The sequence below is a fragment of the Streptomyces sp. NPDC096132 genome (genome assembly GCF_044763345.1).
Lineage (GTDB): Bacteria > Actinomycetota > Actinomycetes > Streptomycetales > Streptomycetaceae > Streptomyces.
Map to the genome: position 1 here is coordinate 51271 of NZ_JBIWGA010000036.1, position 23122 is coordinate 74392.

At 69.6% G+C, this 23122-nt stretch carries 16 protein-coding genes and 4 pseudogenes; 7 read left to right on the forward strand and 13 right to left on the reverse strand.

Annotation, left to right across the window (positions count from 1 at the left end; genetic code table 11):
* Positions 1-174: 174 nt before the first annotated feature.
* The 6 genes from ACIRF9_RS46110 to ACIRF9_RS46135 form a co-directional block, all read right to left on the reverse strand.
* Entirely contained in the window at positions 175-762 is a 588-nt protein-coding gene (locus ACIRF9_RS46110) for a hypothetical protein (protein WP_403835693.1), read from the reverse strand.
* Positions 759-1640 (reverse strand): hypothetical protein, encoded by an 882-nt coding sequence (locus tag ACIRF9_RS46115; protein WP_403835695.1) that lies wholly within the window; start codon positions 1638-1640, stop codon positions 759-761. Before ACIRF9_RS46115 ends, ACIRF9_RS46110 begins: the two co-directional genes overlap by 4 nt.
* Complete coding sequence (locus ACIRF9_RS46120) at positions 1637-1972, reverse strand: helix-turn-helix domain-containing protein (protein WP_403835697.1); 336 nt, start codon at positions 1970-1972, stop codon at positions 1637-1639. Before ACIRF9_RS46120 ends, ACIRF9_RS46115 begins: the two co-directional genes overlap by 4 nt.
* A complete protein-coding gene (locus ACIRF9_RS46125; RefSeq protein ID WP_403835700.1) occupies positions 1972-3090 on the reverse strand; it encodes a tyrosine-type recombinase/integrase in 1119 nt (372 codons plus the stop codon). The genes ACIRF9_RS46120 and ACIRF9_RS46125 overlap by 1 nt, the downstream gene beginning before the upstream one ends.
* Positions 3091-3582: 492 nt before the next feature.
* A complete protein-coding gene (locus ACIRF9_RS46130) occupies positions 3583-4284 on the reverse strand; it encodes a hypothetical protein (RefSeq protein ID WP_403835703.1) in 702 nt (233 codons plus the stop codon).
* On the reverse strand, positions 4281-5681 hold the full coding sequence (locus tag ACIRF9_RS46135; protein WP_403835705.1) for an SMI1/KNR4 family protein: 1401 nt from the start codon (positions 5679-5681) through the stop codon (positions 4281-4283). The genes ACIRF9_RS46130 and ACIRF9_RS46135 overlap by 4 nt, the downstream gene beginning before the upstream one ends.
* A 139-nt stretch (positions 5682-5820) precedes the next feature.
* On the opposite strand from ACIRF9_RS46135, the gene ACIRF9_RS46140 reads away from it, so the two are divergent.
* Both ACIRF9_RS46140 and ACIRF9_RS46145 read left to right on the forward strand, forming a co-directional pair.
* Positions 5821-6315: a hypothetical protein gene (locus ACIRF9_RS46140; RefSeq protein WP_403835708.1), complete on the forward strand. Its 495-nt coding sequence runs from the start codon at positions 5821-5823 to the stop codon at positions 6313-6315.
* A 341-nt stretch (positions 6316-6656) separates the two neighbouring features.
* A pseudogene (locus tag ACIRF9_RS46145) lies at positions 6657-6811 on the forward strand (phosphotyrosine protein phosphatase); the annotation flags it as partial.
* Between the two features lie 413 nt (positions 6812-7224).
* Here ACIRF9_RS46145 and ACIRF9_RS46150 read toward each other — a convergent pair.
* Positions 7225-8268, reverse strand: coding sequence for a PP2C family protein-serine/threonine phosphatase (locus ACIRF9_RS46150; protein WP_403835711.1), 1044 nt, complete (start codon positions 8266-8268; stop codon positions 7225-7227).
* A gap of 408 nt (positions 8269-8676) precedes the next feature.
* On the opposite strand from ACIRF9_RS46150, the gene ACIRF9_RS46155 reads away from it, so the two are divergent.
* Entirely contained in the window at positions 8677-11358 is a 2682-nt protein-coding gene (locus ACIRF9_RS46155) for a SpoIIE family protein phosphatase (protein ID WP_403835713.1), read from the forward strand.
* Positions 11359-11391: 33 nt separating this feature from the next.
* Here ACIRF9_RS46155 and ACIRF9_RS46160 read toward each other — a convergent pair.
* Positions 11392-12217, reverse strand: a pseudogene (locus tag ACIRF9_RS46160) (IS5 family transposase).
* Between the two features lie 338 nt (positions 12218-12555).
* Positions 12556-13965: a DEAD/DEAH box helicase gene (locus ACIRF9_RS46165; protein ID WP_403835715.1), complete on the reverse strand. Its 1410-nt coding sequence runs from the start codon at positions 13963-13965 to the stop codon at positions 12556-12558.
* A gap of 537 nt (positions 13966-14502) precedes the next feature.
* On the opposite strand from ACIRF9_RS46165, the pseudogene ACIRF9_RS46170 reads away from it, so the two are divergent.
* Together ACIRF9_RS46170 and ACIRF9_RS46175 are read left to right on the forward strand one after the other, a co-directional pair.
* Positions 14503-14727 (forward strand): annotated as a pseudogene (locus ACIRF9_RS46170) (DNA primase); the annotation flags it as partial.
* Positions 14727-15848, forward strand: a pseudogene (locus ACIRF9_RS46175) (IS701 family transposase); the annotation flags it as partial. The pseudogenes ACIRF9_RS46170 and ACIRF9_RS46175, both read left to right, overlap by 1 nt.
* On the opposite strand, the gene ACIRF9_RS46180 reads toward ACIRF9_RS46175, so the two are convergent.
* From ACIRF9_RS46180 to ACIRF9_RS46195, 4 genes are all read right to left on the reverse strand, one after another.
* Positions 15769-17193, reverse strand: a complete 1425-nt coding sequence (locus ACIRF9_RS46180) for an MDR family MFS transporter (protein WP_403835718.1) — start codon at positions 17191-17193, stop codon at positions 15769-15771. The pseudogene ACIRF9_RS46175 and the gene ACIRF9_RS46180 overlap by 80 nt on opposite strands.
* Complete coding sequence (locus tag ACIRF9_RS46185) at positions 17190-18122, reverse strand: aldo/keto reductase (RefSeq protein WP_403835721.1); 933 nt, start codon at positions 18120-18122, stop codon at positions 17190-17192. Before ACIRF9_RS46185 ends, ACIRF9_RS46180 begins: the two co-directional genes overlap by 4 nt.
* A complete protein-coding gene (locus ACIRF9_RS46190) occupies positions 18122-18742 on the reverse strand; it encodes a carboxymuconolactone decarboxylase family protein (RefSeq protein ID WP_403835724.1) in 621 nt (206 codons plus the stop codon). Before ACIRF9_RS46190 ends, ACIRF9_RS46185 begins: the two co-directional genes overlap by 1 nt.
* A 332-nt stretch (positions 18743-19074) precedes the next feature.
* Positions 19075-19941 carry an alpha/beta hydrolase gene (locus ACIRF9_RS46195; RefSeq protein ID WP_403835727.1) on the reverse strand — a complete coding sequence of 289 codons (867 nt, stop codon included), beginning with the start codon at positions 19939-19941 and terminating at the stop codon, positions 19075-19077.
* Positions 19942-20101: 160 nt separating this feature from the next.
* Between ACIRF9_RS46195 and ACIRF9_RS46200 the strand changes: the two genes are divergently transcribed.
* Both ACIRF9_RS46200 and ACIRF9_RS46205 read left to right on the forward strand, forming a co-directional pair.
* The gene (locus tag ACIRF9_RS46200; protein WP_403835730.1) at positions 20102-20905 is read left to right on the forward strand and encodes an IclR family transcriptional regulator; all 804 of its coding nucleotides are present in this window, start codon (positions 20102-20104) and stop codon (positions 20903-20905) included.
* 609 nt (positions 20906-21514) lie between these two features.
* Positions 21515-23122: an ABC transporter substrate-binding protein gene (locus ACIRF9_RS46205; protein WP_403835733.1), complete on the forward strand. Its 1608-nt coding sequence runs from the start codon at positions 21515-21517 to the stop codon at positions 23120-23122.

Genomic DNA, 23122 nt, shown 5'->3' on the forward strand with positions numbered 1-23122 from the left:
AGGTGTGGCGCCTTCACTGAATCGAGCGACAGCGCCATCCCGGTGGAGGCATTTTCAGCCCTGGCAGCCGCACCCAGCGGCGCTCTTGGCCTCGTTCACAGTGACGGAGGGCATGATATCGGTAGGAGTCTGTGATCGATTGGTCGGTGTTCCAGTAGCTGACGGCCTGTGAGGTCACCGAGTGTGGTCACCGGGGGCGTACTTCTTCCAGGTGCCTCCGGCTTGGGCGGCGACTGCCTCGGTGTGAACGGTGTGGTAGCCGAGCATCCCCGCGACGACCGACGGCGGTGCCTGAAGGACGAGTTGCCGCAGGGTGGCGGTCCGGCCGTGGAGAGTGGGGATGCCTGCAGCGGTGAGTCGTCTGCCGAGGGTGGCGGGGTCCATGGGCTGTCCTGCCCGGTGTCCAGGAAAGAGCCAGTCGCTGGCGGGAAGAGTGCCGCCTGGCCGGTTCGGGCGTCCGTCACGTATGTAGCCGAGTAGGAGCTCGGCGAAGGGCTCGGGAACCGGTGTGGGCGGGTCACCGAGGATGAGTGTGACCTGGTCACCGTCGTGCTGGACGTAGTGGACGGTGAGCCGGACGAGCCGACGGACGGGCTGGGCATAGAGGAGGATCAGGGCGGCCGCGATCCGTTCCATCAGCGGGAGATCGTCGCTGGTCATGATCTTGCGGATCAGGGCGATGCGGTGGTGCTGGCTGATCGGGGTCGGGTTCTCCGTGCGGATCATGGGGACCTTCAACCGGGGCATGACCTGGTGGTTCATGCTCCAGCGCAGAATGCTTGGACGACGCGGCGGGTGGTGGCGTCCTGGGCGAACCAGGCGTCGAGGTCGGCCTGGGTGCACTTGCCGACGGTGCGGTCCCGTTCGGCGAGCCAGGTGAGGAAGGCGGCTGCCTGGATGAGCTGGGTGCGGGCGGTTTTGACGGCTCCGGGGCCGAGGGGCCGCTTGGCGGCGGTGGCCCGGAGCTTGCGCAGGAGGTGCCAGGTAGCGAAGCGGTTCAGGAGCTGACGGTGTTCGACGTCCTCGATGGCGTCGAGCCATTCGGGCAGGCGGCGTTCGAACAGCAAGAGGTGCCGGTCGCGGTGCGGCAGGACGCTGGTGTGCATGAGCAGGTCGCGGATGTGGGCGACCGACCGCCAGGGTGACAGTGTGCTCAATCCCTCGTGGGTGAGGGGCACTTTGCTGCAGGCGAGGGCGCGCAGGATCTTCTGGACGTGCGGTTTACCGACCCAGGTCAGTGTTGCCTTGGGACGGGGCACGGATCTGACCTCGTCGAAGAACGGCACGAGTTCGGGCCGGACTCGGCCGGCGCCGTCGTCCAGGAGCTCTTCCAGGCGCTCGGCCAGGACGCAGTTCCCGCATACTCCGAGCAGGTAGCGGCGGGCCTCACGGCCGCAGCGTTCGCAGTGGAACTCGCCGAGGCCGCCCGCACAGTTGGTGCACCACCGGCCGCCGTCCGGCGCGATGCCCGGGGTGAGCCGGTCGACGCCGCAGCCGGCGCACTGCCCGTAGGTCTCCAGCGCGTGGTCGTAGCAGGCGGCGCAGAGGTAGCCCTCTGGCCAGTGGGCAGCTCCGAGGCGGACGGCCCGGTGACAGCGCGCGCAGAACAGGTCCTCGGGCCGGACCCGGGCGCGGCTCATTTCTCCGGGCGGACCCGTGCCCGCTTGGGACGGACCGTGGCCGCGAGGTCGACCACGTCGGCGCCGCCGGAGGCGGCGGTGCGGCGCGGGGCCGCGTTCTCCGCTTTGGTGGCGATCAAGTCGGCGGGAGTGACGTCGAGGATGTCGCAGAGGGCGGCGAGGACGGGCAGGGACAGCCGCTCGGGGGTCTGGGTGACCAGTCGCCAGACCTGGACCGAGGACAGCTCGATGCCGCGGTCGGCCAGTAGCGGCGACAGGTCGGAGGCGACGAAGATGCCGCGGGTGGCCATCACCTCGCGCAGCCGCCACTGGTAGCTGACCTGGCGCTTCATCAGGCTCTCCTTGCCGGCCGCAGGGCGGCCTCCATCGTCGCGTCCAGCGCTCTGCGCAGGGTGCGGGTGCGGAAGTCGGACGATACGCAGGTATAGATCGCGGTCGTGGACGCGTAGTCGTGACCGACTTGCTCCTGGACGAACCGGGCGTCCCAGCCGCCCTCGATCAGGTGGGTCACGTACGACCTTCGAAACGAGTGGAAGTCCAGCCCCTCGTCCAGGCCGAGCGCGTCCCGGTAGGCAGCGAAGCGGGTGTTCATCTGGGAGAAGCCGATGCGGGCCGAGCGTTCCGAGGGCCACAGAGCCTCGGTGCCCGACGTGGCGAACAGCGGCCGGACCTCCTCGTTCCACTGCTGGAGGATCTCCGCCGACCAGTCCCAGACCGTCAGCACGCTGCGGCGCTTCGGGGGCGAGCCCTTCTTCGCCTTGCCGTGGCGGATGTAGCAGACGCCGTAGTCGCCGAACTCCGGGCCCTCGGGGTTGCGGCCGAAGTCGACCGTGTCCAGCATCCGGGTCTCGTTGCGGCGCAGGCCGAAGGCGTACGCGGTCTTGAAGAGCACCGCGTCACGGAACGCGGGCAGCCAGCCCTTACGGCCCCTGCCACGAACCTTGATGACCTGGTCGTCGGCGTAGTCGAAGAACGCCTGCAACTCGTCCTGGGTGAAGGGCCTCTTCGCCGCGTCGGCTTCGGCGTCCTCCACGTGCACCGCAGCGTTCCACTCGTGCACGACCTGTATGGGGTGTGTGCCGAAGCGTTCTTCGCAGGTCGCCGCCCAGCCGTAGGCGGGGTCGACAGCGAAGTCGCAGAACGAGCGCACGGCACCTTGATAGTTGCGCAGCGTGGAGCGCTTCAGCCCGCGGACCGCTCGCAGATCGCCCATCCACTCGTCGAGCATCTGCGGCGACCAGGTCCACGGGAAGGTATCGGCGTGCCGGGCGAAGGCCCGCACCGTTTTCTCCCGGCCCTCGATCGTGGAGAACGCCAAGTTGCGCGCCAGCTGCTGGTTGCGCCAGCCGTCCAGCATCGCGGTGAAGACCTGCTCGTCGGGCCGCAGCAGCGGCAGATCGCTGACCAGATGCAGCCCCGCTGCCCCGGGTGCGAGGCTGTTCCTGCTCATCAAAAGCACTCTCCGTCACTTACATCAGACGAAGGGATCTTTCATCAGATGTAAGTCGATCGCAAACATGCAGGTAGGAAGCCTGCCTGTGGTCGCCTTGAGGGCTCCGGAAGCGACCTGCCCAGCTGGGGGGACCGCATAGACTGAGTCCCTGGCCTGCGTCGATGAGTGACAGATCCTCCGATGTGCAGCCCGACCGCAGTGCTGCATCAGATGAAATTGCGGTCGCTTCCCAGATAGGCCAGAAACCCGCCACGGGGTGATCTTGAGGTCCTGAGCAGGGTCGCCGCGTCGCCGCCGAAGGTTGCGTGGGAGCGCCCGGAGCTGCGGTTCATCACCGTCTGAGTGGGCGCGGCCGGCCGGACTTCTCACCCCTCGGCAACGACGCTTCCAGCACAGCCCATGGTTCGTCCGTCAGATCTCCATGTGCCGCGAACCAAGATCGTCCCATGGTCAGGATCTGCTTTCGGCACGCGCCCCGGCGACCCGGCGTCAGTGCTGGTTCACCGGAAAGACGGCCGCCGGATCGCAACGCGCCGGGCAGGCCAGCAGGTAGACCTCGTTGCCTAGGAACAGGAGGTAGGCGTCGTCCCGGATGCTGTAGGGCTGCACCGGGGCCCCGGGATGGACGCCGAACTCCTGATACTCGGGTACCTGGCAGAGGAACGCCATCTCCGTGCCGCACGCGCACCAATACCGCTCGGGCCACTGCGCCCAGGCCGCCGTACCACCCACCTTGAAATGCACGTCGAACGGCCCGTGCGCGTCCACGAAGGGCCGCAGGGTCAGGGCCAGGGCGCGCACGGCCGGTTCGGGCTCCGCTTCCGGCACCCCCGGGTCACGCTGGAGCAGCACCCGCCAGAACGAGCCCGGGAACGGCGGCTGCGGAGCCTCCCAGAACCGGGGCACGAGGCGGCCGTCGGCCGTCACCGGGTCGGACGCGTCGTTGTGGTGGGCGCAGTGGAAGACCGACAGGTGTTCTCCGCCGAAGAACTCGATGTCGTCCGGCAGGTCCAGTTGGAAGAACAGGGCCATCCGCTCGCCGCAGAAGCAACGCGGCCACTCCTGGTCGTCGTCGAAGTAGGGCCACCCGCCCAACGAGTTCCGGGCCGGCCGGTCCAGCGGTTCGGTACCGGTCTCGACCCTGTACGCGGGCAGCGGCGCCCACATCTCCTCCACTCCGCCGTCGCTCACCGGGTGCCCCCGGCCGTCCGGTCGGTGTCCAGGTCGCTTTCGAGGACGGTCCGGGTGATCAGGGGGCGGTCAAACAGGGCGAGGAGCTCGTTGGCGAGGTCGAGGACCGGCAACGGGTGCTGTTCGCCCTGCACATCGATGGCGGCGGCCGACAGGCTCCGGGGGACGGCGCCCGCGTTGAGCAGGACGCGCCACTCCTCGGGGCCGAGGCTCAGGTACTCCAGACCCGTCAGCCCGGCGATCTCCAGGGGATCGGCCAGCGTGCCCGGGGAGGCGGTGAGCGTCCGCAGGCGGGGGAGGCCGGCGACCGGGGCGAGGCCGACCGGCTCGCCCTTCCGACCACCGATCCGGAGCACCTCCAGCTCGGGCCGGACGGCGGCCACCATGCCGCCCGGGCTGTGGGTGCTCACCTGGGCCACCACCGGCGGACGGTTCCAGTCATCGTCCGAGCGCCAGTCGTCGCGGTGGTTGACCACCATGTCGGTAAGGGAGTCGGCGCGCAGTGCGGCCCCGATGCTCCGCTCGTGGTCGATCATGATGACCTGCCCGGCATGTCCGCCCGGGCCCGGTGTCAGGTCGAGGGCCAGCCGGTCGCCGCCGCCGTTGTCGCCGAAGGCGATCCAGCCGGGCGAGCCGACGAGGCCCTGCACGGCGGCGTCCGGTGCGGTGACGACCGCGTCCTTGGCGGCGAACTGCCAAGGGCAGGGACGGGACCGGGCATCCGCGATGTAGAGCCCGTCCAGGGGGAAGAGCTCACAGCCGACCGCTTTGCTGACGCGTTCCTGCGCCGCGTAGTCGCCGCTCCAGTCCTGCCACCGCGCACGGGTGACGCGGTAGAGGGCCTTGAGCTCGTCGGGCAGCGTGACACCGAGGCGCGCCTCCGCTGCGGCTATCTCCTCCTCGGTGGCACCGATGGTGTCGGGGAGCCGCTCGTGAAGGGTCCGCTCCAGCAGTGCCGGGTCCGCCGACGGCGCCGGCGCCGCCCCCGGGAACTCCTCGGGCAGGCGCCGCCAGGGCTCGGGAACGGCGCCCTCGACCAGGAGCAGGGCTCCCACGAAAGGGCTCCTGACCCCGTGCTCCACGGCGGGCCCCGCATCGATGACATGGAGCACGGTCTTCCCGTCCGGCGCCGTCTCGACCATGTACGAAACGCCGCTCGCGCCGTCGGCCCTGAGGGCGGCCTGGACCCGTTCCACGGCGGTGAACTGGTCCTGGATGTCTGCCACTTGCAGGGATCGCCCTGGCACTGGGCGCGGCTGTGGCGCGGGCAGGGTCCAACTGCCGAGACTGATCTGGCCCGTGAAGCAACCACCCGGCGCGGCAAGCTGCTCCGCGTGGGAATCCCGCACCAGCCGCAGCAGCGGCTCCCAGGTCGCGAAGTCATGTATTGAGGACAACGGCGCTCTCCGCTCGGTCGGTTGGTTGGCCGGCAGCACTCCTGATCACTGCGTGCGACGCGATCCTAGGACCGGCCACTGACACTGCCGCTCCGTCTGATCTACTGCCTCCCGAGACACGGAGACCGGGAGAAGAGCGATGGGTGTTCTGACCGACTACTTCCGCGCACCGAACGCCGCGACGGTGGTGCAGTCGCTGGAGGAGACGGACGGCGGATCCCCGCTCCACGCGGAACCCCCGGTGTTCGACGGAGTCGACGCCAAGCGCGTGGATCCGATCGTCGTCCTGGGGCAGCTGGTCGCCGCCATTCGCCGGACGGAGTGGCGGGTGGACCTGGTGGAGCAGACGACTGTGTGGCCGACCTCCCCGGAACCGGGTCCGGACGGCCCCGAGTCCGAGGACAACCCGTGGGCGACGGGACCGTGGGTGTCGGAACTCCATCCCTTAGTAAGGGACACACTGGCCGGAGTACGGGAATCCGAAGTTCCCGCGGCCGTCACCAGATGGGTACAGGCGGAGGAACTCCAAGGAGCGAGCCTCGAGGAAACGCAGGCACTGGCTGAGGAACTCTTCCGTCTTTCCAGACGGGCTCACGAGACCGGTGAGCGGCTTTACTGCTGGATGTCACTGTGAAACCGCGCCGCCGCTGATCGTTCCTATCGGCCGCTTGCCGCGAGGCGGGTGGCATGTCGACCCCATGCCGGATTCGTCTGCGCAGCCCACCCCGAGGACGCTGGCTTCGTTGATCTCCAGGAACAGCGTTCGGCGACCGGTTCTGGAGGCACCCGATGATCACTTGGTCACGGATCTCGATGGGAGACGACGGCACTGTCATGTCCACGAACTGGGGACGCCACCCTCTCCGTCAGAGCGGCCGATCGTCGAAAGGGCCTCCGGAGCCGGGCTCGAACGTCGTGCCGAGGCGTTCAACGCCGGCTGAGCGGAGGGTACTCAGGGGCCCCGCAGCCCGGAGCGGCCCGGCCGACACCTGCCCCGTCTTCCCCGGCAAGCGGTACCTCGACTGGCAACTCGACGACCCGGCCGGGCAGGGCGTCGAGGCCGTACGCCCATCCGCGACGCGATCGAGACCCGCGTCCGGGTGCTGATCTCGGAAGTGGCGCCCGGCTGACGGCCCGGTCACTCGCGCTGGTTCAGGGCCCTGGTCAGCTGTCGGTTACGTAACTGCCTTCCCTTCAACACTAGCTCTGGGCCACAGGAGGGCCACATCAGACCGTTAACGCCAGCCGCGGTGGTGAGCCACGCCGCAGGGTTTAACTGGGGACTTGACCCATATGGCCCATGAGGTGAATCCGCATTTCGTAGTGCGCGCCGTCCGTCACGAACAGGGACAGCCCCGATGTCAGGTAGACACCAGGCGCAACTCTCCCTCGGCGACAGGACCACCTTTCTCACTCCCTGACCGTCGGTTGACCGGGGAACCCCGCTGCCGGGCTCACGCTTCACAGAGCCCGGCAGCCGTCGTCCCTCGCAGGGACGCGTCAGCCATCGGCCTCGCATGTCGGTTCGCCGCCTCGGCGAGGCCTACAGGCGGTACTCGCCGGCCCAGGTGTCCGGGCAGCGCACGACAAGGGCGGCGACGTCGTCGTCGAGCTTTCCTCCGCTGTAGTGGAGCAGGGCCGCGTGAAGCCGGTCGAGCAGCTCGCGGGGCGGCGCTTGGCCCTGCTGCTGCGTCCACTCCGGCAGAGGGAAGAACGTGCCGGTGCGGTCCCGGGCCTCCGTCACCCCGTCGGTGTAGAGGAGCAGCTGGTCGCCGGGGGTGAAGTCGAAGGCGTCCACGCGGTGGTGCTCGCCGACGAGCGTCGTCAGGTTGAGCGGCGGCGAGGGGGTGGTGGCTTCCAGTAGCCGGGTTTTCCCCTGGTGGACGAGCAGGGGTGGGGGGTGCCCGCAGCTGAGGATTCTGACCTGGCCTCCGTCCTGGGGGATCTCGGCGATGAGGGCGGTGGCGAAGTGCTCCGGCCGGTCCAGGAGGGGGAACGCGGCACTGTGACGAGTGATGGTGACCTCCAGGCGATGAATGATGCCGCTGAGATCGGGCTCGTCGTATGCGGCCTCCCTGAAGCAGCTGATCAGCGCGGAGGCCGCTCCGACCGCGGACAGGCCCTTGCCGCGCACGTCGCCGATGAGGAGCCGGATCCCATACGGCGTGTCGGCCGCCTCGTAGAAGTCGCCACCGATCCGGGCCTCCTCCTGGGCCGCCAGGTACAGGGCCTCGATCTCAATGTTGTTCATGCAGCGCGGCAGAGGGCGCAGCAGCACCTCCTGGGCGGCCTCGGCGACAAGCCGGACGTGGAACAGCGTCTCCTCGCGCTGCAGCCGGACATGGCTGGCGTAGGCGGCCGCCAGGGTGACCGCGATGATGGCTGCCGATGTGTAGGGCGTTCCCAGGTCGGTGTAGACGAAGCCGAGACCGATCATGACCAGGAGGCAGAACAGTCCGAGCAGGAGCGTGGGAAGCACGGGCCACATGGCGGCGGCGAGAGCGGGAGCGGTGGGAAGGAGGCGGCTGAAGGCGATCTGCCGTGGGGTGGAGAACGCCAGAACGGCGATGAGGGCGGTGAGGATCACCGGTGACAGCGTGGCCGCTTCCCATCGGCCGCCGCGGAGAGGATGCCGACGCCACGGCCGCCCAAACCCGATCACAAAATGCATCATAACGATAGGAACCAGGCATCGAGCTCGGATGGACGACGCGGCTCAGTCCTGATGATCAGACGCGTGCGGTGGATGTGTCACCATCCGGCCGACGGAAGGCCGCGCCGGGCCTGGCCCGCCGCAACTGAGACCCCTCACCCGGCGCGCCGCTCCGTCGTCAGTCATCCCAGGTCTGCGCAGCGGTGTTATCAAGGGTGTATGGAGGGATATCCCAGCCGATTGCGGACCTCACGTCCTCCGCCCGACGGTGGCCGGCGGACTCGGCGCCTGTCCCTACTGAGCCCGCGCACCGCGGCGGGGCAGGTGTTCCTCGTTCAGAGCATGATCGTGCTGCTGCTGGTGGCGGCCGCGGTGGCGTGCATCATGCTGCAGGCGGCGTACGACGCTGTGCGGCAGGGACGTCGGGAGTCGGTGGTGGCCGCCCAGTCGTTCGCCAGCGCCCCCGGTGTGAGCCTGGCACTGCGCAGCCCGGACCCGACCGCCGTGCTCCAACCGCGAGCCGAGCAGGCGCGCAAGCGGGCAGGCATGGACTTCATCGTCGTCATGAGCACGGACGGAATCCGGTACACGTATCCCTACCCCTCGGAGATCGGCAAGAAGTTCGTCGGGACCATCGAGCCGGCACTCGAAGGCCGTACCGTCGTCGAACAGGCGGGCGGTCCGCCTCTGCCGGCGGGCAAGGGGACCGCCATCCAGGCGGTCGTCCCGGTGACCGATGCGCGCGGCCGGATCGTCGGCCTGGTTTCTGCGGGGATCACCGTCACGAACGTGGCGCGACTGTGGATGCCGCAGCTGCCGATCGTCCTGGGCGTCGGCGCGATCATGCTGCTGCTGGCCGCGGCAGGGACGACCGCAGTGTCCCGGCGACTGCTGCGGCAGACACATGGCCTGGCCCCGACGGAGCTGGCGCGGCTGTACGAGCACCACCAAGCCGTGCTGCACGCGGTACGGGAGGGGGTTCTGATCACCGACGAGGACCGACGGCTGCTGCTGGCCAACGAAGAGGCGAAGCGACTACTGGGTCTACCGGCCGACACACAAGGGCGGCACGTGCGGGAGCTGGGGCTTCCCGAGCAGATGGCGCGCGTACTCGCATCCCCGGAGAAGGTCACCGACGAGGTGTACCTCGCCAACGACCGGTTGCTGGCTGTGAACAAGCGGCCCACGTTCCCGGAGGCCGACGACGCCGGCAGCGTGGTGACGCTGCGGGACACCACGGAGCTGGCGGCGGTGTCGGGGCGAGCCGAGGTGGCGCTGGGGCAGCTGAAGCTGCTGTACGAGGCAGGCATGCGGATCGGGACGACGCTGGATGTGGAGCGCACGGCCCAGGAGCTGGCCGACGTGGCGGTGCCCCGCTTCGCCGACGTCGTCGCGGTGGATCTGCTGGAATCGGTGGTGCGCGGCTCTGAGCCGACGACGAAGGGCTGGCGCCACCTGCTGCGGTCCGCGATCAGCGGAGATCAGCGGATGCTGCCGGTGTACCAGCTGGGTGAAGTGATCACATTCTCACCCGAGACTCCGCAGATGCTGGCGCTCGAACAGAGCCGGGGCGTCCTGGAGGCGGACCTGCGCCAGGCCCACGGCTGGCAGGAACAGGATCCGGAACGCGCTCGAAGGGCTCTGGAACTCGGATTGCACTCCCTGGTGACCATGCCGCTGCGGGCGCGCGGGGTGCCCCTGGGCCTCGCGCACTTCTACCGGACGGAGGGCTCGCCCGCGTTCGAACCCGAGGACGTGGCTTTCGCGGAAGAGCTCGGCGCGCGGGCGGCGGTGGCCATCGACAACGCCCGGAGGTTCACCCGCGAGCACGCGATGACGGTGACACTGCAGCGCAGTCTGCTACCGCGGGGCCAGCCGGAGCAGGACGCCCTGGAAGTGGCCTGGCGGTACCTGCCGTCGGAGGCGGGAGTGGGCGGGGACTGGTTCGACGTCATTCCGCTGCCGGGCGGACGGGTCGCGCTGGTGATAGGCGATGTCGTCGGCCACGGGCTACACGCCTCGGCGACGATGGGCCGGCTGCGCGTCGCCGTGCACAACTTCGCCACGCTGGACCTCCCTGTCGACGAGGTCCTTGGGAAGCTGGACGATCTGGTCGCCCGCCTGGACGACGAGGACGACTCCAGCGCTGCCCCCGACGACCAGGAGGGGACGGGGTTGACCGGAGCGACGTGCCTGTATGCCATCTACGACCCGGTGACAGGGATCTGCACGATGGCCCGTGCGGGGCATCCCGGCCCCGTGGTGGTGAACCCGGACGGGACGGTCGTCTGCCCCGAGGTGCCGGCCTCACCCCCGTTCGGCCTCGGAGGCTACCCCTTCGAAATGGCCGACGTGCACCTGGCGGAGGGCTCCCAGCTGATCCTGTACACCGACGGGCTGGTCAAGAACACTGCCCGCGACATCGACGCCGGCCTCGAAGAGCTGCGCCGGGCGCTAGGCGGAGCCGGGACCGGGGAACGCACTCCGGAGGAGACCTGCCGAGCCGTGATCGGGGCGTTGAAGCCGACCCGGCTCTCGGACGACATCGCACTGCTGGCGGCGCGGACCCGGCGGATCCCGTCCTCTTCGGTGTCCGAGTGGGATGTGCCCCCGGACACTGCGGTGGTGCCCTCGGTGCGGGCCCAGTGCAGGACGGTTCTGAGCGGCTGGGGCCTGGACGAGACCGCGTTCACCACGGAGCTGATCCTCAGCGAGCTGGTCACGAACGCGATCCGCTACGGATCACCACCTGTGAAGGTGCGCCTGCTGCGCGGACGCAGTCTGATCTGTGAGGTGTCGGACGGCTCCAGCACCTCTCCGCGACTGCGTCGGGCGGCGACCACGGACGAGGGCGGACGTGGGCTGTTCCTCGTGGCGCAGTTCGCACAGCGGTGGGGGACGCGGTACACGTCCCGCGGCAAGGTCATCTGGGCGGAGCAGATCCTGCACGACGGCGCGTCCGGTCCCGCGGACGATACGTCGGTCGACGTGCTCCTCGAACAGTTCGGGGATCCCCTGATGTGAGGACCAGGGCTGCCCTAGGTTCTTTCTCTTTGGTCAGCGTCGGGTCCAGATGAGGATGCCTGCGAGGTGGAGTGCGGCCTGGTAGGCGATCGCGAGCTTGTCGGTTCGTGTGGCCAGGCCGCGCCACTGTTTTGAGGCGGTTGATGCCTGTTCGATGGTGTTCCGCTGCTTGTAGGCCTCCGCGTCGAAGCCGGGCGGACGGCCACCGAGTCGGCCTCGCCGCAGGCGGTGGCTGACTTGGTCGGACGGCTGCGGGATGACGGCACGGATGCCCCGGCGTCGCAGGTGGCTGCGACGCGAGAGGAGTACGCGCGGTCGGCCAGGACAAGGCGAGGTCGGGTCCGTGGCCTGCCCGGCCCGCTTCGGGGCACGCGGATGCGGGACATCACCGTCTCGAAGGCGGGTGCATTACCTGCCTGGCCTGCGGTGACGGTGAAAGCGAGGGGCCGTGCACGGCCGTCTGCGGCCAGGTGGACCTTGATGTTCAGCCCGCCGCGGGAGCGTCCGAGCGCGTGATCGGCCGGCTCGCGGAAGTGGACCGCCCCTTTTTGAGTGCTCCGGCAGCGTGCTGGTGGGCCCGGACGACGGTGGAGTCCACCGACACCGTCCAGTCGATGTCGTCATCGGCATCCGCAGCCGCCAGGACGGCAGCGAGGAGCATCTCCCACGTGCCGTCGACGGCCCATCTGATCAGCCGCTTGTGGGCGGTCTGGAACGAGCCGAGCTCGTCGGGAAGGTCCCGCCAGGGCGAGTTGGCACGGTACTTCCACGCGATGGCCTCAAGAGTGCGTCGGTGGTCGGCCCATCGCCGCCCGCGGACCGGATCCGCCGGCATCAGCGGCTCGATCCGGTCCCACATCGCACCGGTGATCACTAATCGGACAGGCACATCCGATCAACTGACCTACCCATCAAAGAGACACGCGCTAGACGACTTCTACGTCGACCGCCGAAAACCGTGTTACGCGACGCAGCTCCAGCGGAAACTCGACGACCTCGCACCTTACGCCGACAAGGTGGCGGCCGCCCTCGGCCTGCCGACGCCAGCTCAGCCGCGTGTGGTCAAGGCGATCTTTGTCACCCGCGCGCCGGTACCGGCGGGATTCGTCGGTGGCCCCTTCCAGTTCCACACCTTGAGGGATTTGGTAGCGGCTCTGGACGGCGCCAATTTTTAGGCGCAGTCCGGGGGAGCCGAGCTCAGCCGCCGCGCCGCACTCGGGCCGCCTCGCGGGCCTCCGCGAGCTTGCGGGCCTCGCTGCTCTTACGGGACGGCCTGCCACCAGAGCCACCCCTCGCGTCCTTGGTGCTGCCCAGACCACGGAACGGGGCGTTGTGGTTCTTGGGGCGGGGTGCGGCCGCCCCGCCGTCGAGAGGCTGTCCGGAGGGTGCCTTGGCGCCGGTAATGCGGCTCAGCTCCGCCTCTCCAGACCGGACTTTGGTGACCTTGGGGATGACGTCGGCGTCGGCCATGACCTGGCTCGTCTCACGGCGCTGTCCCGAGAGGACGAGGGTCACGACGGTGCCGGAGCGGCCGGCCCGGGCGGTGCGGCCCGCGCGGTGCAGATAGTCCTTGGGGTCGGTGGCCGGGTCGACGTTGACCACGAGGTCGAGGTCGTCGACGTGCAGGCCGCGTGCGGCGACGTTCGTCGCCACCAGGGCGGTGACCTGCCCGTTCTTGAACTGGGCCAGGGTCCGGGTGCGCTGCGGCTGGGCCTTGCCGCTGTGCAGGGCGGCAGCCGCCACACCGCTGGCCCGCAGATGCCGCGTGAGCTGGTCGACGCCGTGCTTGGTGTCCAGGAACAGCAAGACGCGGCCGTCCCGGGCGGCAATCTCCGTGGTCACGGCGTACCGGTCGGGGCCGTGCACGACGAAGACGTGGTGCTCGATCGTGGAGACCGCGCTGGACGAAGGGTCCACGGAGTGGACAGCGGGGTCGCGCAAGTAGTCCTGCACCAGCTGGTCGACGTCGCGGTCGAGGGTGGCGGAGAACAGCATGCGCTGCCCGTCGGGACGCACCTGGTCCAGAATCTCGGTGACCTGCGGCAGGAACCCCATGTCACACATCTGGTCGGCCTCGTCCAGGACCGTGATGCGCACCCGTCCCAGCCGGCAGCCTTTACGGTCGACGAGGTCGTGCAGTCGGCCGGGGGTGGCGACGACGATCTCGGCACCGTCCCGCAGCACGGCGGCCTGCCGTCCGATGGAGACCCCGCCCACCACGGTCGCGAGTCGGAGCCGCAGCGCCTCGGCGTACGGAGTGAGTACCTCACCGACCTGCTGCGCCAGCTCCCTGGTGGGTACCAGAACGAGCGCCATCGGCTCCTTGGGCTGTGCGCGCCGCCCGGCCGTCCGGGCAAGCATCCCCAGGCCGAAGGCGAGCGTCTTGCCGGAACCGGTGCGGCCCCGGCCCAGGACGTCCCGTCCCGCGAGCGCGTTGGGCAGGGCCGCCGCCTGGATGGGGAAGGGCACCGTCACACCGCGCTCGTCGAGCACCCGCAGGATCTCGGCCGGCAGCCCCAGCTCCGCAAAGGACGCCGCCGGGGGCAGAGCCGCGGTGGCGCCCGACACCTCGTCCTGCTGGGCATCGACACGTGCTGATTCGCTCATAGAAAGCCTTCCTCCAAAGGGACCGTACCGAGGAAGGCGCGGCAGGGACGCGGCCGCCGGCCAGGGACCCCGCACCGGGCACCGACACAGCGACGCTGCAAACGCTCCACGCTAGCACGGAGCGCACCGCACGCCCGAGCCTCCCATGGGCGCGCCGCTCAGCCCCGCAACGAAACTGGACCCGCCTGTGCCGACCGTCTCGACGCGCTGAACCGCAAGGTCTCTGCCCGCGAAAGCGGCCCCCGCCCACCAAGATCCGCACCAGCCGTGGACCACCTTCCCACCCGTCAGGCAATCTCACTCATTCCTGCCGACCAGGAGCCGTTGGGGCGGTGTACCACATGCAGACCAGGAACCTGCCGGTGATCACCCCTCGACTGCGGTAGCCGCTCACGCAACCCGGCTGCATGACGTCTGATCATGCTGCCGACCTGCACCAATCCACCGGCGGGACCAAAGGAAGGCGCATTCGACCCGGATTCGACCCCGCTTCCCTCCACCCGCGACAACGACCACTTCTACGCAAACAAGCTCAATGTGCTCCCGGAAGCTGGCGTTGGACGCACGTTCCTCGCCGATCGCGGCTTCGATAAAGCCGCTGCCGCCCAGTTCGGCGTCGGCTACAGCCCTCAGGGCTGGGATCACCTCATCCGCCATCTGCGCAACCAGGGCTTCTCCGACAAAGAACTGCTCCACTCCGGTCTGGTCACCGAGGGCCGCCGCGGCCCCGTCGACCGCTTCCGCGGTCGCCTGATGTGGCCCACCAGTCCACGTGGGATCCGGTGCCGGTGCAGCGGCGGCTCTGCGACCGGAAGCTGCCGTGGATCGGTCACGCGCCGTGGGTGATCGACGACGTGTCGGTTCCCAAGGACGGCCGGAAGTCGGCCGGGGTGGCTCCGCAGTACTGCGGGGCCCTGGGAAAGAGGGCGAACTGCCAGGTCGCAGTCAGCGTGCATGCCGCGAGCGATACCGCGTCCTGCCCGCTGCAGTGGCGGCTGTTCCTGCCCGAGGAGTGGGTGTCGGACACCGTGCGCCGGGGCCTTGCCCGCATCCCGGCGGACGTCACACACCGCGAGAAGTGGCGCCTCGCCCTGGACATGCTCGACACGCTCGCAGGCTGGGGCATGACGCCTCCGGTCGTGGTCGCCGACGCCGCCTACGGCACGAACGCGCATGTTCGGGCGGCACTGGCCGAGCGCGGAATCGACTACGTGCTGGCTGTCCGAGCGGATGTGACCGCCCATCCCTTCGACGTCCAGCCCGTGGCGCCGGAACGCAAGGGCCCGATCGGCTGCTGGCCCCAGCCCCGTTACCGCCATGCAGCACCCTCGGTGGCAGCCCTGGCCGCCGACGCCGGGAGCGACGCATTCACTTCCGTGACCTGGCGCAATGGCTCGCGAGGGGAGTTACGCTCCCGCTTCGCCGCCCTGCGTGTCCGCCCCGCGGGCAAGGCCGTCGAACGGCCGGTCCCGGCCGCCGCCTCAGCCGGGCAGGGCTGGTGGGACGGCGTGCTCCCCGACTGCTGGCTGCTGATCGAATGGCCGGCCGACGCCGAGGCGCCTACCGACTACTGGCTGTCCAACCTCCCCGCCCACACCCCCATCACCGACCTGCTCGGTCTGGCCAAGGTCCGCTGGCGCATCGAGCACGACTACCGCGAACTCGAGCACGGCCTGGGCCTGGACCACTTCGAAGGCCGCCCCTGGCCGGGCTGGCACCACCACGTCACCCTCGTGACCGCCCCGTCGGCATCCGCGTTGAACTCCAGCATCGGCTCACCGACGGCAAGGATCTCTGCGTGGGTCATGAACTCACGTCCACTTCTGCGGCACGGGAAGCCCGGTCGTCCGCGTCGTACGCCTCCCGTACCTGCCGGTCACTGACGCGAAGGGCGAGCACGCAAGCGCACAGGCACAGGCAGGCCAGCGTGACGAAGGTGACGCGGTAAGCGGCGGCCGATGTCGTGAGGGACGCCGTCAGTGTCGCGGCCAAGGCCACTCCGAAGGCGCCGGCGATCTGGCGCTGCACGTTGAGGAGGGTGGTCGCGTCGGCCGTCCGCGAGGCCGGGATCGTGACGAAGGCGGCGTTCTGGGCGCTCGCGAAGAGGAGGCCGACGGAGGCTCCGAGGAGGTACATCGACGGGTAGAGGGCGAGGGGGTGGGGGGTGGCGGTGAGGATCGCGAGGACGATGATGATCAGTGCTGCTCCGGCGCCGCCCGCGACCATCAGGCGACGGGGACCGACCCGGTCGTGGAGGCGGGGCACGATCTGGGAGGCGGTCAGCATGCCGAGCGCCTCCGGGAAGGTGGCCAGGCCGGAATGGAGCGCGTCGTAGTCCAGGTCGCCCTGGAGGAACTGGGGAAGCAGGTACAGCACGCCCATGAAGGCGGCCCCGGTGGGCGGCAGGACCAGCTGCGTCGTACGGAAGAGCTCGTCTTGGGCCACCCGCAGGTCGATCATGGGGTGTCTGGTGCGCAGTTCCCATGGGATCAGCGCGGCCAGGAACACGGCGCCGCCCACCAGCGGGACCACGATGCCGGCACTCTCCCAGCCGCGGTCCGGGGCCGCCGTGAGGGCGTACAGGACCGCCGCCAGCCCGCCCCCGGCGAGGACGAAGCCCGGTATGTCGAAGCGGGGTGCGCCCGGGCCGGGGAAGTCGGGCAGGCCGCCGAGTCCGAAGAGCAGGGCGAGCACGCCGACGGGCAGGTTGACGAGGAACACCCAGTGCCAGGAGGCCGTGTCCACCAGCCACCCGCCCAGGACAGGGCCCAGGGCGGGGGCGACGGCGGTCGGCAGCATGACGTACTGCTGTGCGCGCAGCCGTTCGGCGACGGGGAACGCCCGCAGCATCATCGTCATCCCGACGGGCGCGAGCAGGCCACCGCCGACGCCCTGCAGGACCCGGTATCCGGTGAGCGCTTCGAGCGACCCGGCGGTGGCGCAGAGCCCCGACGCCACCGTGAACAGCAGCAGCGCCGTCAGCGCGGTGCGCCGGGTGCCGAAGCGGTTGCCGAGCCAGCCGGACACCGGTATGAACACCGCGAGGGCCACGAGGTAGCCGATGTTGACGGAACTCAGGCCCGAGGTGTCGACGCCGAAGTCCCGGCCGATGGCCGGGAGGGCCACGTTGACGATCGTGGTGTCCATGATCGCCATGAAGTTCGCCGCCACGAACACCCCGCAGACGGCGGCCTTCGGGGAGACGCGGTGACCGAAGCGAGGCCTCACCGGCCGTCCCGGAGCCAGCGGACCTGCTGCTCGGTGAGCGTGACGCGGCGTGCCTGGAGGGAGTTGTCGATCTGGGCGGTGGTCCTCGGCCCGATGGACGGCCACACGCCGGGGTGGTGGAGCGTCCAGGCCAGGGCCACGGTCTCGGGGCGGGTGCCGAGCTGCGCGGCGAGTTCGACGCAGCGCAGCCGCCGGGCGCGGTTGGTCTCGGTGTCGTAGGGATCGGGCTTGCCGTTGTGCGACTTCGGCCCGGTACGCGCGAAGTGGCCGCGCGCCTGTGAGGACCAGCCGATCAGGGGCAGTCGGTGTGCGCGCACGACGTCGAGTACGGCGCTGTCCGCGTGCAGGCTGCCTTCCAGCAGCGCCGGGTCGGGTTCGGCGAGGCTGAACTGATAGCTGGCCACCGGGACGTGGCCGCGCGCGCCCAGTTCGGCGGCGAGCTGCGACAGGCGCTCGGCCCGCCAGTTGGAGACGCCGACGCGGCGGACGTGTCCGGCCTCGACGAGACTCACGAGGGTATCGGCGAGTTCGGCGACCGGCCGGGCGGGGTCGTCGCAGTGGTAGAGGAGGACGTCGATGGCCTCGACGCCGAGGTTGTCCAGCGCGGACCGTACATGCTCGAAGACGGTGTCCCGGCTCAACGGGATGTCTCCGCCGGTGGTGTCGTGGCCGACCTTGGTGGCCACGCCGAGCAGGCCGGGGTTCGTGCGCAGCCAGTCGCCGACCGCCACTTCGGCCTTACCGCGGGCGTAGCTGTGCGAGGTCTCGACGAGCAGTCCGCCGGCGTCGGCGAAGTGGGCGAGCCGCTCCGCGGTGGTCTCGGCGGGCTCCGCGCCGAAGGGGCCGCCGAGGACGAATCTGTGGGCGGCGCTCTCCATGCCGTCCGTGTCGAGGAGTCCGTCGAGCAGTTGGAGCGGGGACCGCGGCATCAGGCCTCGCCCCCGAAGTTCCCGGAGCCCCCGGAGCCCTCGGAACCGTCGGCGCCCCCGGAGACCTTGCGGAACCCGTCGACGTCGGCGAAGGGCCGGGGCAGGTGCGGCCGGAGCGGGATCTGGAAGGTGTTCAGCATCATCGCGGACATGCTGAAGCTGCCGATGCAGCCGATCAGGTCCAGCACGCCTTCCTCACCGAACAGCGCGATGGCCTCGGCGTAGGTGGCGTCCGTGACGAAGTGGTCGTAGAGCATCTCGTGTGCGAAGGCGTGGAAGACCCGTTCGTCGTCGGCCTTGAAGCCGGGGTCCTCGCCGCGTGCGAGGCGCTCCAGGCACTCGGCCGGGATGCCCTCCTCGACGGCCTGCTGGATGTGGGCGTTCCAGGCGGCCTGGCTGTCGAAGTGGCGGCCGGCGATCAGCACGCTCAGCTCGCGCAGCTTCTGCGGGAAGCGGGACTCGCCCCGGCAGTAGCGGCCGAGGTGCTCGACCCAGTGGGCGAGTTCCATGTTGCGTGCCCAGGCGAGGAACGGCGGGGGCGGCTCGACCCCTGGGCCGACGATGGCTTCGAGGAGCTCGGTCTGTTCGGGGGTGAGGCTGGTAGTCGGGCTCAGGCGCATGGTCGCGCTGCCTTTCGGGAGAGGTGGGATCACCGAGTCGACGTCTGCTCTCGTGCGTGAGGGCAGCCGGAGGGGCCCGTGCCCGGGGCAGTCCCGTCCGGGACCGTCGGCCGCACGCCATGGACGTGTGGCCCCGCGGTCGGGGAAGGGGAAGGGGAGGCGCCCCGGAGCACGGGCGGTCGGCACCGTTGGGGCCGGGAACGGCGGCCCGTCGGCCGGCCGGGCGGGGACGGGGCAGCGTGGTGACTCGGGTGCGGGGAACAGCCCGGACGGGGTGTTCAACCCGCTGCTGTCAGGCGTGGACGTGGTGCGTCGGACGTGGACGCGGGGCGTCAGGCGGTGCGCCACCAGGCGTAGTACTTGTCGCCGTAGCCGTCCATGATGTCCGCGTACTCGTGGTCGGCGTCCGGGAACTCGAAGAAGTCGTGCGGGACATCGAGGGCGGTGAAGCGCTCGTCGAGGTCGCGGATCGTCGGTGCCAGACGGGTGTCGAGCCGGCCGGAGAGCAGGCGGACCTGGCTGGTGCGGCGCAGTTCGGGGGCGTTGGCGAGGACCAGGCTCCAGGGGTGGCAGAGGTCGTAGTACTCCTGGTCGCCGAAGTAGGTGTTGTTGACCCGGTCCTCCGGCTCGTCTTTGAGGAGGCGCAGGATCGCGGGGGCGACCGCGGAGACCTTGCCGAAGATCTTCGGGTACTTCAGGCCGAGGTGCAGGGCGCCGAACCCGCCCATGGAGAAGCCCTCGATGGTGCGCGACTGGGCGTCGGGGATGGTGCGGTAGGTCTCGTCCATGTGCTGGACCAGGTCGAAGGCGGTGATCTGGGCGAGCGGACGGGCGCCGTCCTTGGAGTCGACGTACCAGCCGATCGGCAGGATCTGCGGGACGACGACGATGGTCGGCGGGATCACCTCGCCCCGGACCGCCTTGTCGATCCGCGCAACCATTTCGGAACCCTGACGGGCATTGCCGAAACCGCCGTGCAGCCAGTAGATGACAGGGAACCGTCGTTCGGGCTCGGTCTCGTACTGGGGCGGGAGGTAGAGCTGGTAGCTACCCTGGGCGTCCGCGCTGCCGCGCGAGGGCTGGGGGTAGAGACCGAAGGCGGTGAGTTCCTGGTCCTCGCGGACCTCGTCGATCCACTGCTGTTCGATCTCTGCCATCTGCTCGGGAGTCGTGCGTACCTTGTGAACCTTCTCGGCCACGGGGTGTCCTCTCGGGGATGGGTTGACGTGGTGCGGTCCGGGGTCCTCCGAGGTGGGTGCGGCAGCCCTCCGACCCACCCCCCGGGGCGTTCCATTACGTAGAATGAAGTATTCTCTTGTGGAACGCCCATCAGTGAAACCCTGCGACGGGAGCCTGTCAATGGCCGGGATCGAAACTTCAGAGGACTCACAGACGGGCGACCGCCGAGGACGCAGTTCCCTCGCGGGCAACGCCACCGACAAGGCCCTCAACCTGCTGGAGGCGGCCTCCGGACCCGGCTACCCGCACCGGCTGGGCGAGGTCGCGGCGGCCGCCGGGGTACCCAAGGCCAGCGCGCACCGCATCCTGCAGAACCTGGTGGCGACCGGTTTTCTGGCCTCCGACGGCTCCGGCGGCTACGGGCCGGGACCGCGGGTCCGCGCGCTCGCCGCCCGGATCACCCAGGGCTGCGGAGAGGACCAGGTCATGCGCGCCGAGCTGGAGGTGCTCGGCCGCCGGATCGGTCACACCGTGCAGATCGGGGTGCGCACGGGCGATGCGATCACCCTGCTGGTCAAGGTGGCCGGCCCGAATCCGGTGCAGGACTCCTCCCGGGTGGGCATGCAGCTGCCGTTGCACACCACCGCCATCGGCAAGTGTGTCCTGGCCGGCCTCGCCGACGAGGAACTCTCCACTCTCGTCGACCGGCTGGGCCTGCCGCCCCGCACGGAGAACTCCGTCACCGATCTCACCGAACTGCGCGCGGAACTCGCCAGGGTGCGCGAGCAGGGTTTCGCGCTGGACGACGAGGAGAACGAGGTCGGCGTACGCTGTCTCGCCGTGCCGGTCCGCGACGCCAAGGGTGCGGTCATCGGCGCGGTCAACGTCTCGACGATCGCCTTCCTGGAAACCCGCGAGGCTCTCCTGAACTGGGTCGGCTTCGTTCGTACGACGGCGGACGCCTTGCACGGCCTGCTGGGCTGAACCTCGGCGGGTCCCCTGGAGCCGCCCCCCGTCCGACGCCCCGGCTCAAGCGGGCGCGTCCGTGCCGCCCGCATGTACAACGGGGTCCGGCATGCGCACCAGATCATGATCCGCACGCTTACCTTTCGCGCCTGTGACCCAATTCGCCTTGCGCGGAAGCTGGACAGCAGGGCGTCGTTTCAGCAGGGTTACAGCACTGGGCCGAGCGCGTCTCATCCGCACCGCGGCAGTCGGACGCGTACGCCCGGGTTCACCGGCCAGCCCCCGGTGAGCCGGCACTACCGCAGCATCTGGGACTGATCCTCGCGAGCAGCGGGAGCACCTCCGGTTCGTCGCCGCTCGTCCCGAAGACCGCCGGCCTCGCACGGCCTGTCTCCGGCCGTATCCGCACGGCGGTCCCCGGCGACGCAACCGAACCCTCTTCCCACCCGGCCCCGAGTCGGCCGGCTCGCCCCTCTTCATGAACACACGCAGGTGGATCGCGCCCCCAGGGCCCCGCGATCTCGCTCGCCCGCGCCCGGCGCGTGCGGATGTTCCTCATCACCTTCAGCTGCCCGCCCTTCCGGCCTGCGCCGCCGTGGCGGACCTCCCGTGGCGCAAGGAGAAGACATGCACCTCTTCGACTCCACCTCCCGTCGGCTCACCCCAAGAGCACACCGCGCCGGTCTCGTCGCCGTGTGTGCCGCGCTCTCCCTCACCCTGGCCGCCTGCGGCGGCGGCAAGGGCGGTGCGGCCGCCGGTGCCCAGAACACCGGCAAGGCCGTTCCGGGCGACACCCTGACCGTCGCCGAGCAGCAGGCCCCGCCCGGCCTCAACCCGGGAACGGCCGACCTCGGTTTCGTCGACTTCACGATGCTGTCGTACGAGTCGCTCTTCTACCTCTCTCCCGAGGGCAAGGTGGAGCCGGCGCTGGCGAAGTCGTGGAAGTACGTCGGCACCGGCAACACCGAGCTGTCCGTGACCCTGCGCGACGGAGTCAAGTTCGCCGACGGCACGGCGGTGACCGCGGACGCGGTGAAGGCCTCGCTGGAGTACGCCAAGAAGGCCCAAGGCAACCAGGCCCACTACCTCACCGACGCGACCATCACGGCGACCGGCCCGCTGACCCTGACCATCAAGCTCGCCAAGCCCAACCCGATCCTGCCGACCCTGCTGACCCAGTCGTACGGCATCGGCCAGATCATCAGTCCCAAGGGCCTGGCGAGCACGTCGAGCCTGACGCCGACCAAGACCAGCCAGGGCGCGGGGCCGTACATCTACCAGCCCTCCGACAGCGTCGCCGCCGACCACTACACCTACACCGCCAACCCGAACTACTACGACAAGTCCAAGCAGCACTACAAGAAGATCGTGATCCGGATCGTCCAGAACGGCCAGACCGCGGTCAACGCCATGAAGACCGGCCAGATCGACGTCTACAAGGGCGACTACACCTCCGCCGCTTCCGCGAAGTCCGCCGGTATGTCCACGGTCGGCCTGCCGGTGATCCTCCAGGGGCTGAGCCTCATCGACCGCGCCGGCGAGGTGTCCAAGCCACTCGGTGACGTCCGGGTCCGCCAGGCGATCAATTACGCCATCGACCGGGACACCGTCACCAAGGCGCTGCTCGGCTCCGCCGGCACCCCGACGACCCAGACCGTGATCAAGGGGGGCGACGGCTACTCCGAGGAGATGGCCGACTATTACCCCTACGACCCCGCCAAGGCCAAGGAGCTGCTGAAGGCGGCCGGTTACGCGGACGGCTTCGAACTCCCCATCCTCGCCGCCACCTTCGTCGGCTTCGACACCATGGCCCAGGCGATCGCCGGGCAGCTGGAGAAGGTCGGCATCAAGGTCAAGGTCACCGCCGTCACCAGCATCACCTCCTTCGTGGAGAACCAGACCAACAAGAAGTACCCGGCCGTCTCCGGCGGCTTCACCGAGGAACCGATGTACCTGGAGGGCCTGGATCTGTTCATGCCCGGCTCGAAGGTCTTCAACGGCTTCGGTTCCAGCTCGCCCGAGCTGACCAAGCTCTTCGACCAGGCGGCCGCCGCCGCCCCCGCCGAGCGGGCCGAGCTGGACAAGCAGATGCAGGAGTACCTGGTCAAGAACGCCTGGTTCGCGCCGGTCGCCTTCACCCCGGTCAACTACTACGTCCGTCCCGGCATCGGCGGGGTGAAGGTCAGCGCGGGCGCGCCCTTCGCGAGCCCGCTGGCCTTCTACGCCACCAAGTAA

Bases quoted from the DNA above. Each gene is read 5' to 3' on its own strand.
- ACIRF9_RS46190 (WP_403835724.1), bottom strand. From the start codon at position 18,742: ATGCGCCTGAGCCCGACTACCAGCCTCACCCCCGAACAGACCGAGCTC.
- ACIRF9_RS46185 (WP_403835721.1), bottom strand. From the start codon at position 18,122: ATGCCGCGGTCCCCGCTCCAACTGCTCGACGGACTCCTCGACACGGAC.
- ACIRF9_RS46165 (WP_403835715.1), bottom strand. From the start codon at position 13,965: ATGAGCGAATCAGCACGTGTCGATGCCCAGCAGGACGAGGTGTCGGGC.
- ACIRF9_RS46125 (WP_403835700.1), bottom strand. From the start codon at position 3,090: ATGAGCAGGAACAGCCTCGCACCCGGGGCAGCGGGGCTGCATCTGGTC.
- ACIRF9_RS46155 (WP_403835713.1), top strand. From the start codon at position 8,677: ATGATCGTGCTGCTGCTGGTGGCGGCCGCGGTGGCGTGCATCATGCTG.
- ACIRF9_RS46115 (WP_403835695.1), bottom strand. From the start codon at position 1,640: ATGAGCCGCGCCCGGGTCCGGCCCGAGGACCTGTTCTGCGCGCGCTGT.
- ACIRF9_RS46120 (WP_403835697.1), bottom strand. From the start codon at position 1,972: ATGAAGCGCCAGGTCAGCTACCAGTGGCGGCTGCGCGAGGTGATGGCC.
- ACIRF9_RS46205 (WP_403835733.1), top strand. From the start codon at position 21,515: ATGCACCTCTTCGACTCCACCTCCCGTCGGCTCACCCCAAGAGCACAC.
- ACIRF9_RS46200 (WP_403835730.1), top strand. From the start codon at position 20,102: ATGGCCGGGATCGAAACTTCAGAGGACTCACAGACGGGCGACCGCCGA.
- ACIRF9_RS46140 (WP_403835708.1), top strand. From the start codon at position 5,821: ATGGGTGTTCTGACCGACTACTTCCGCGCACCGAACGCCGCGACGGTG.
- ACIRF9_RS46110 (WP_403835693.1), bottom strand. From the start codon at position 762: ATGAACCACCAGGTCATGCCCCGGTTGAAGGTCCCCATGATCCGCACG.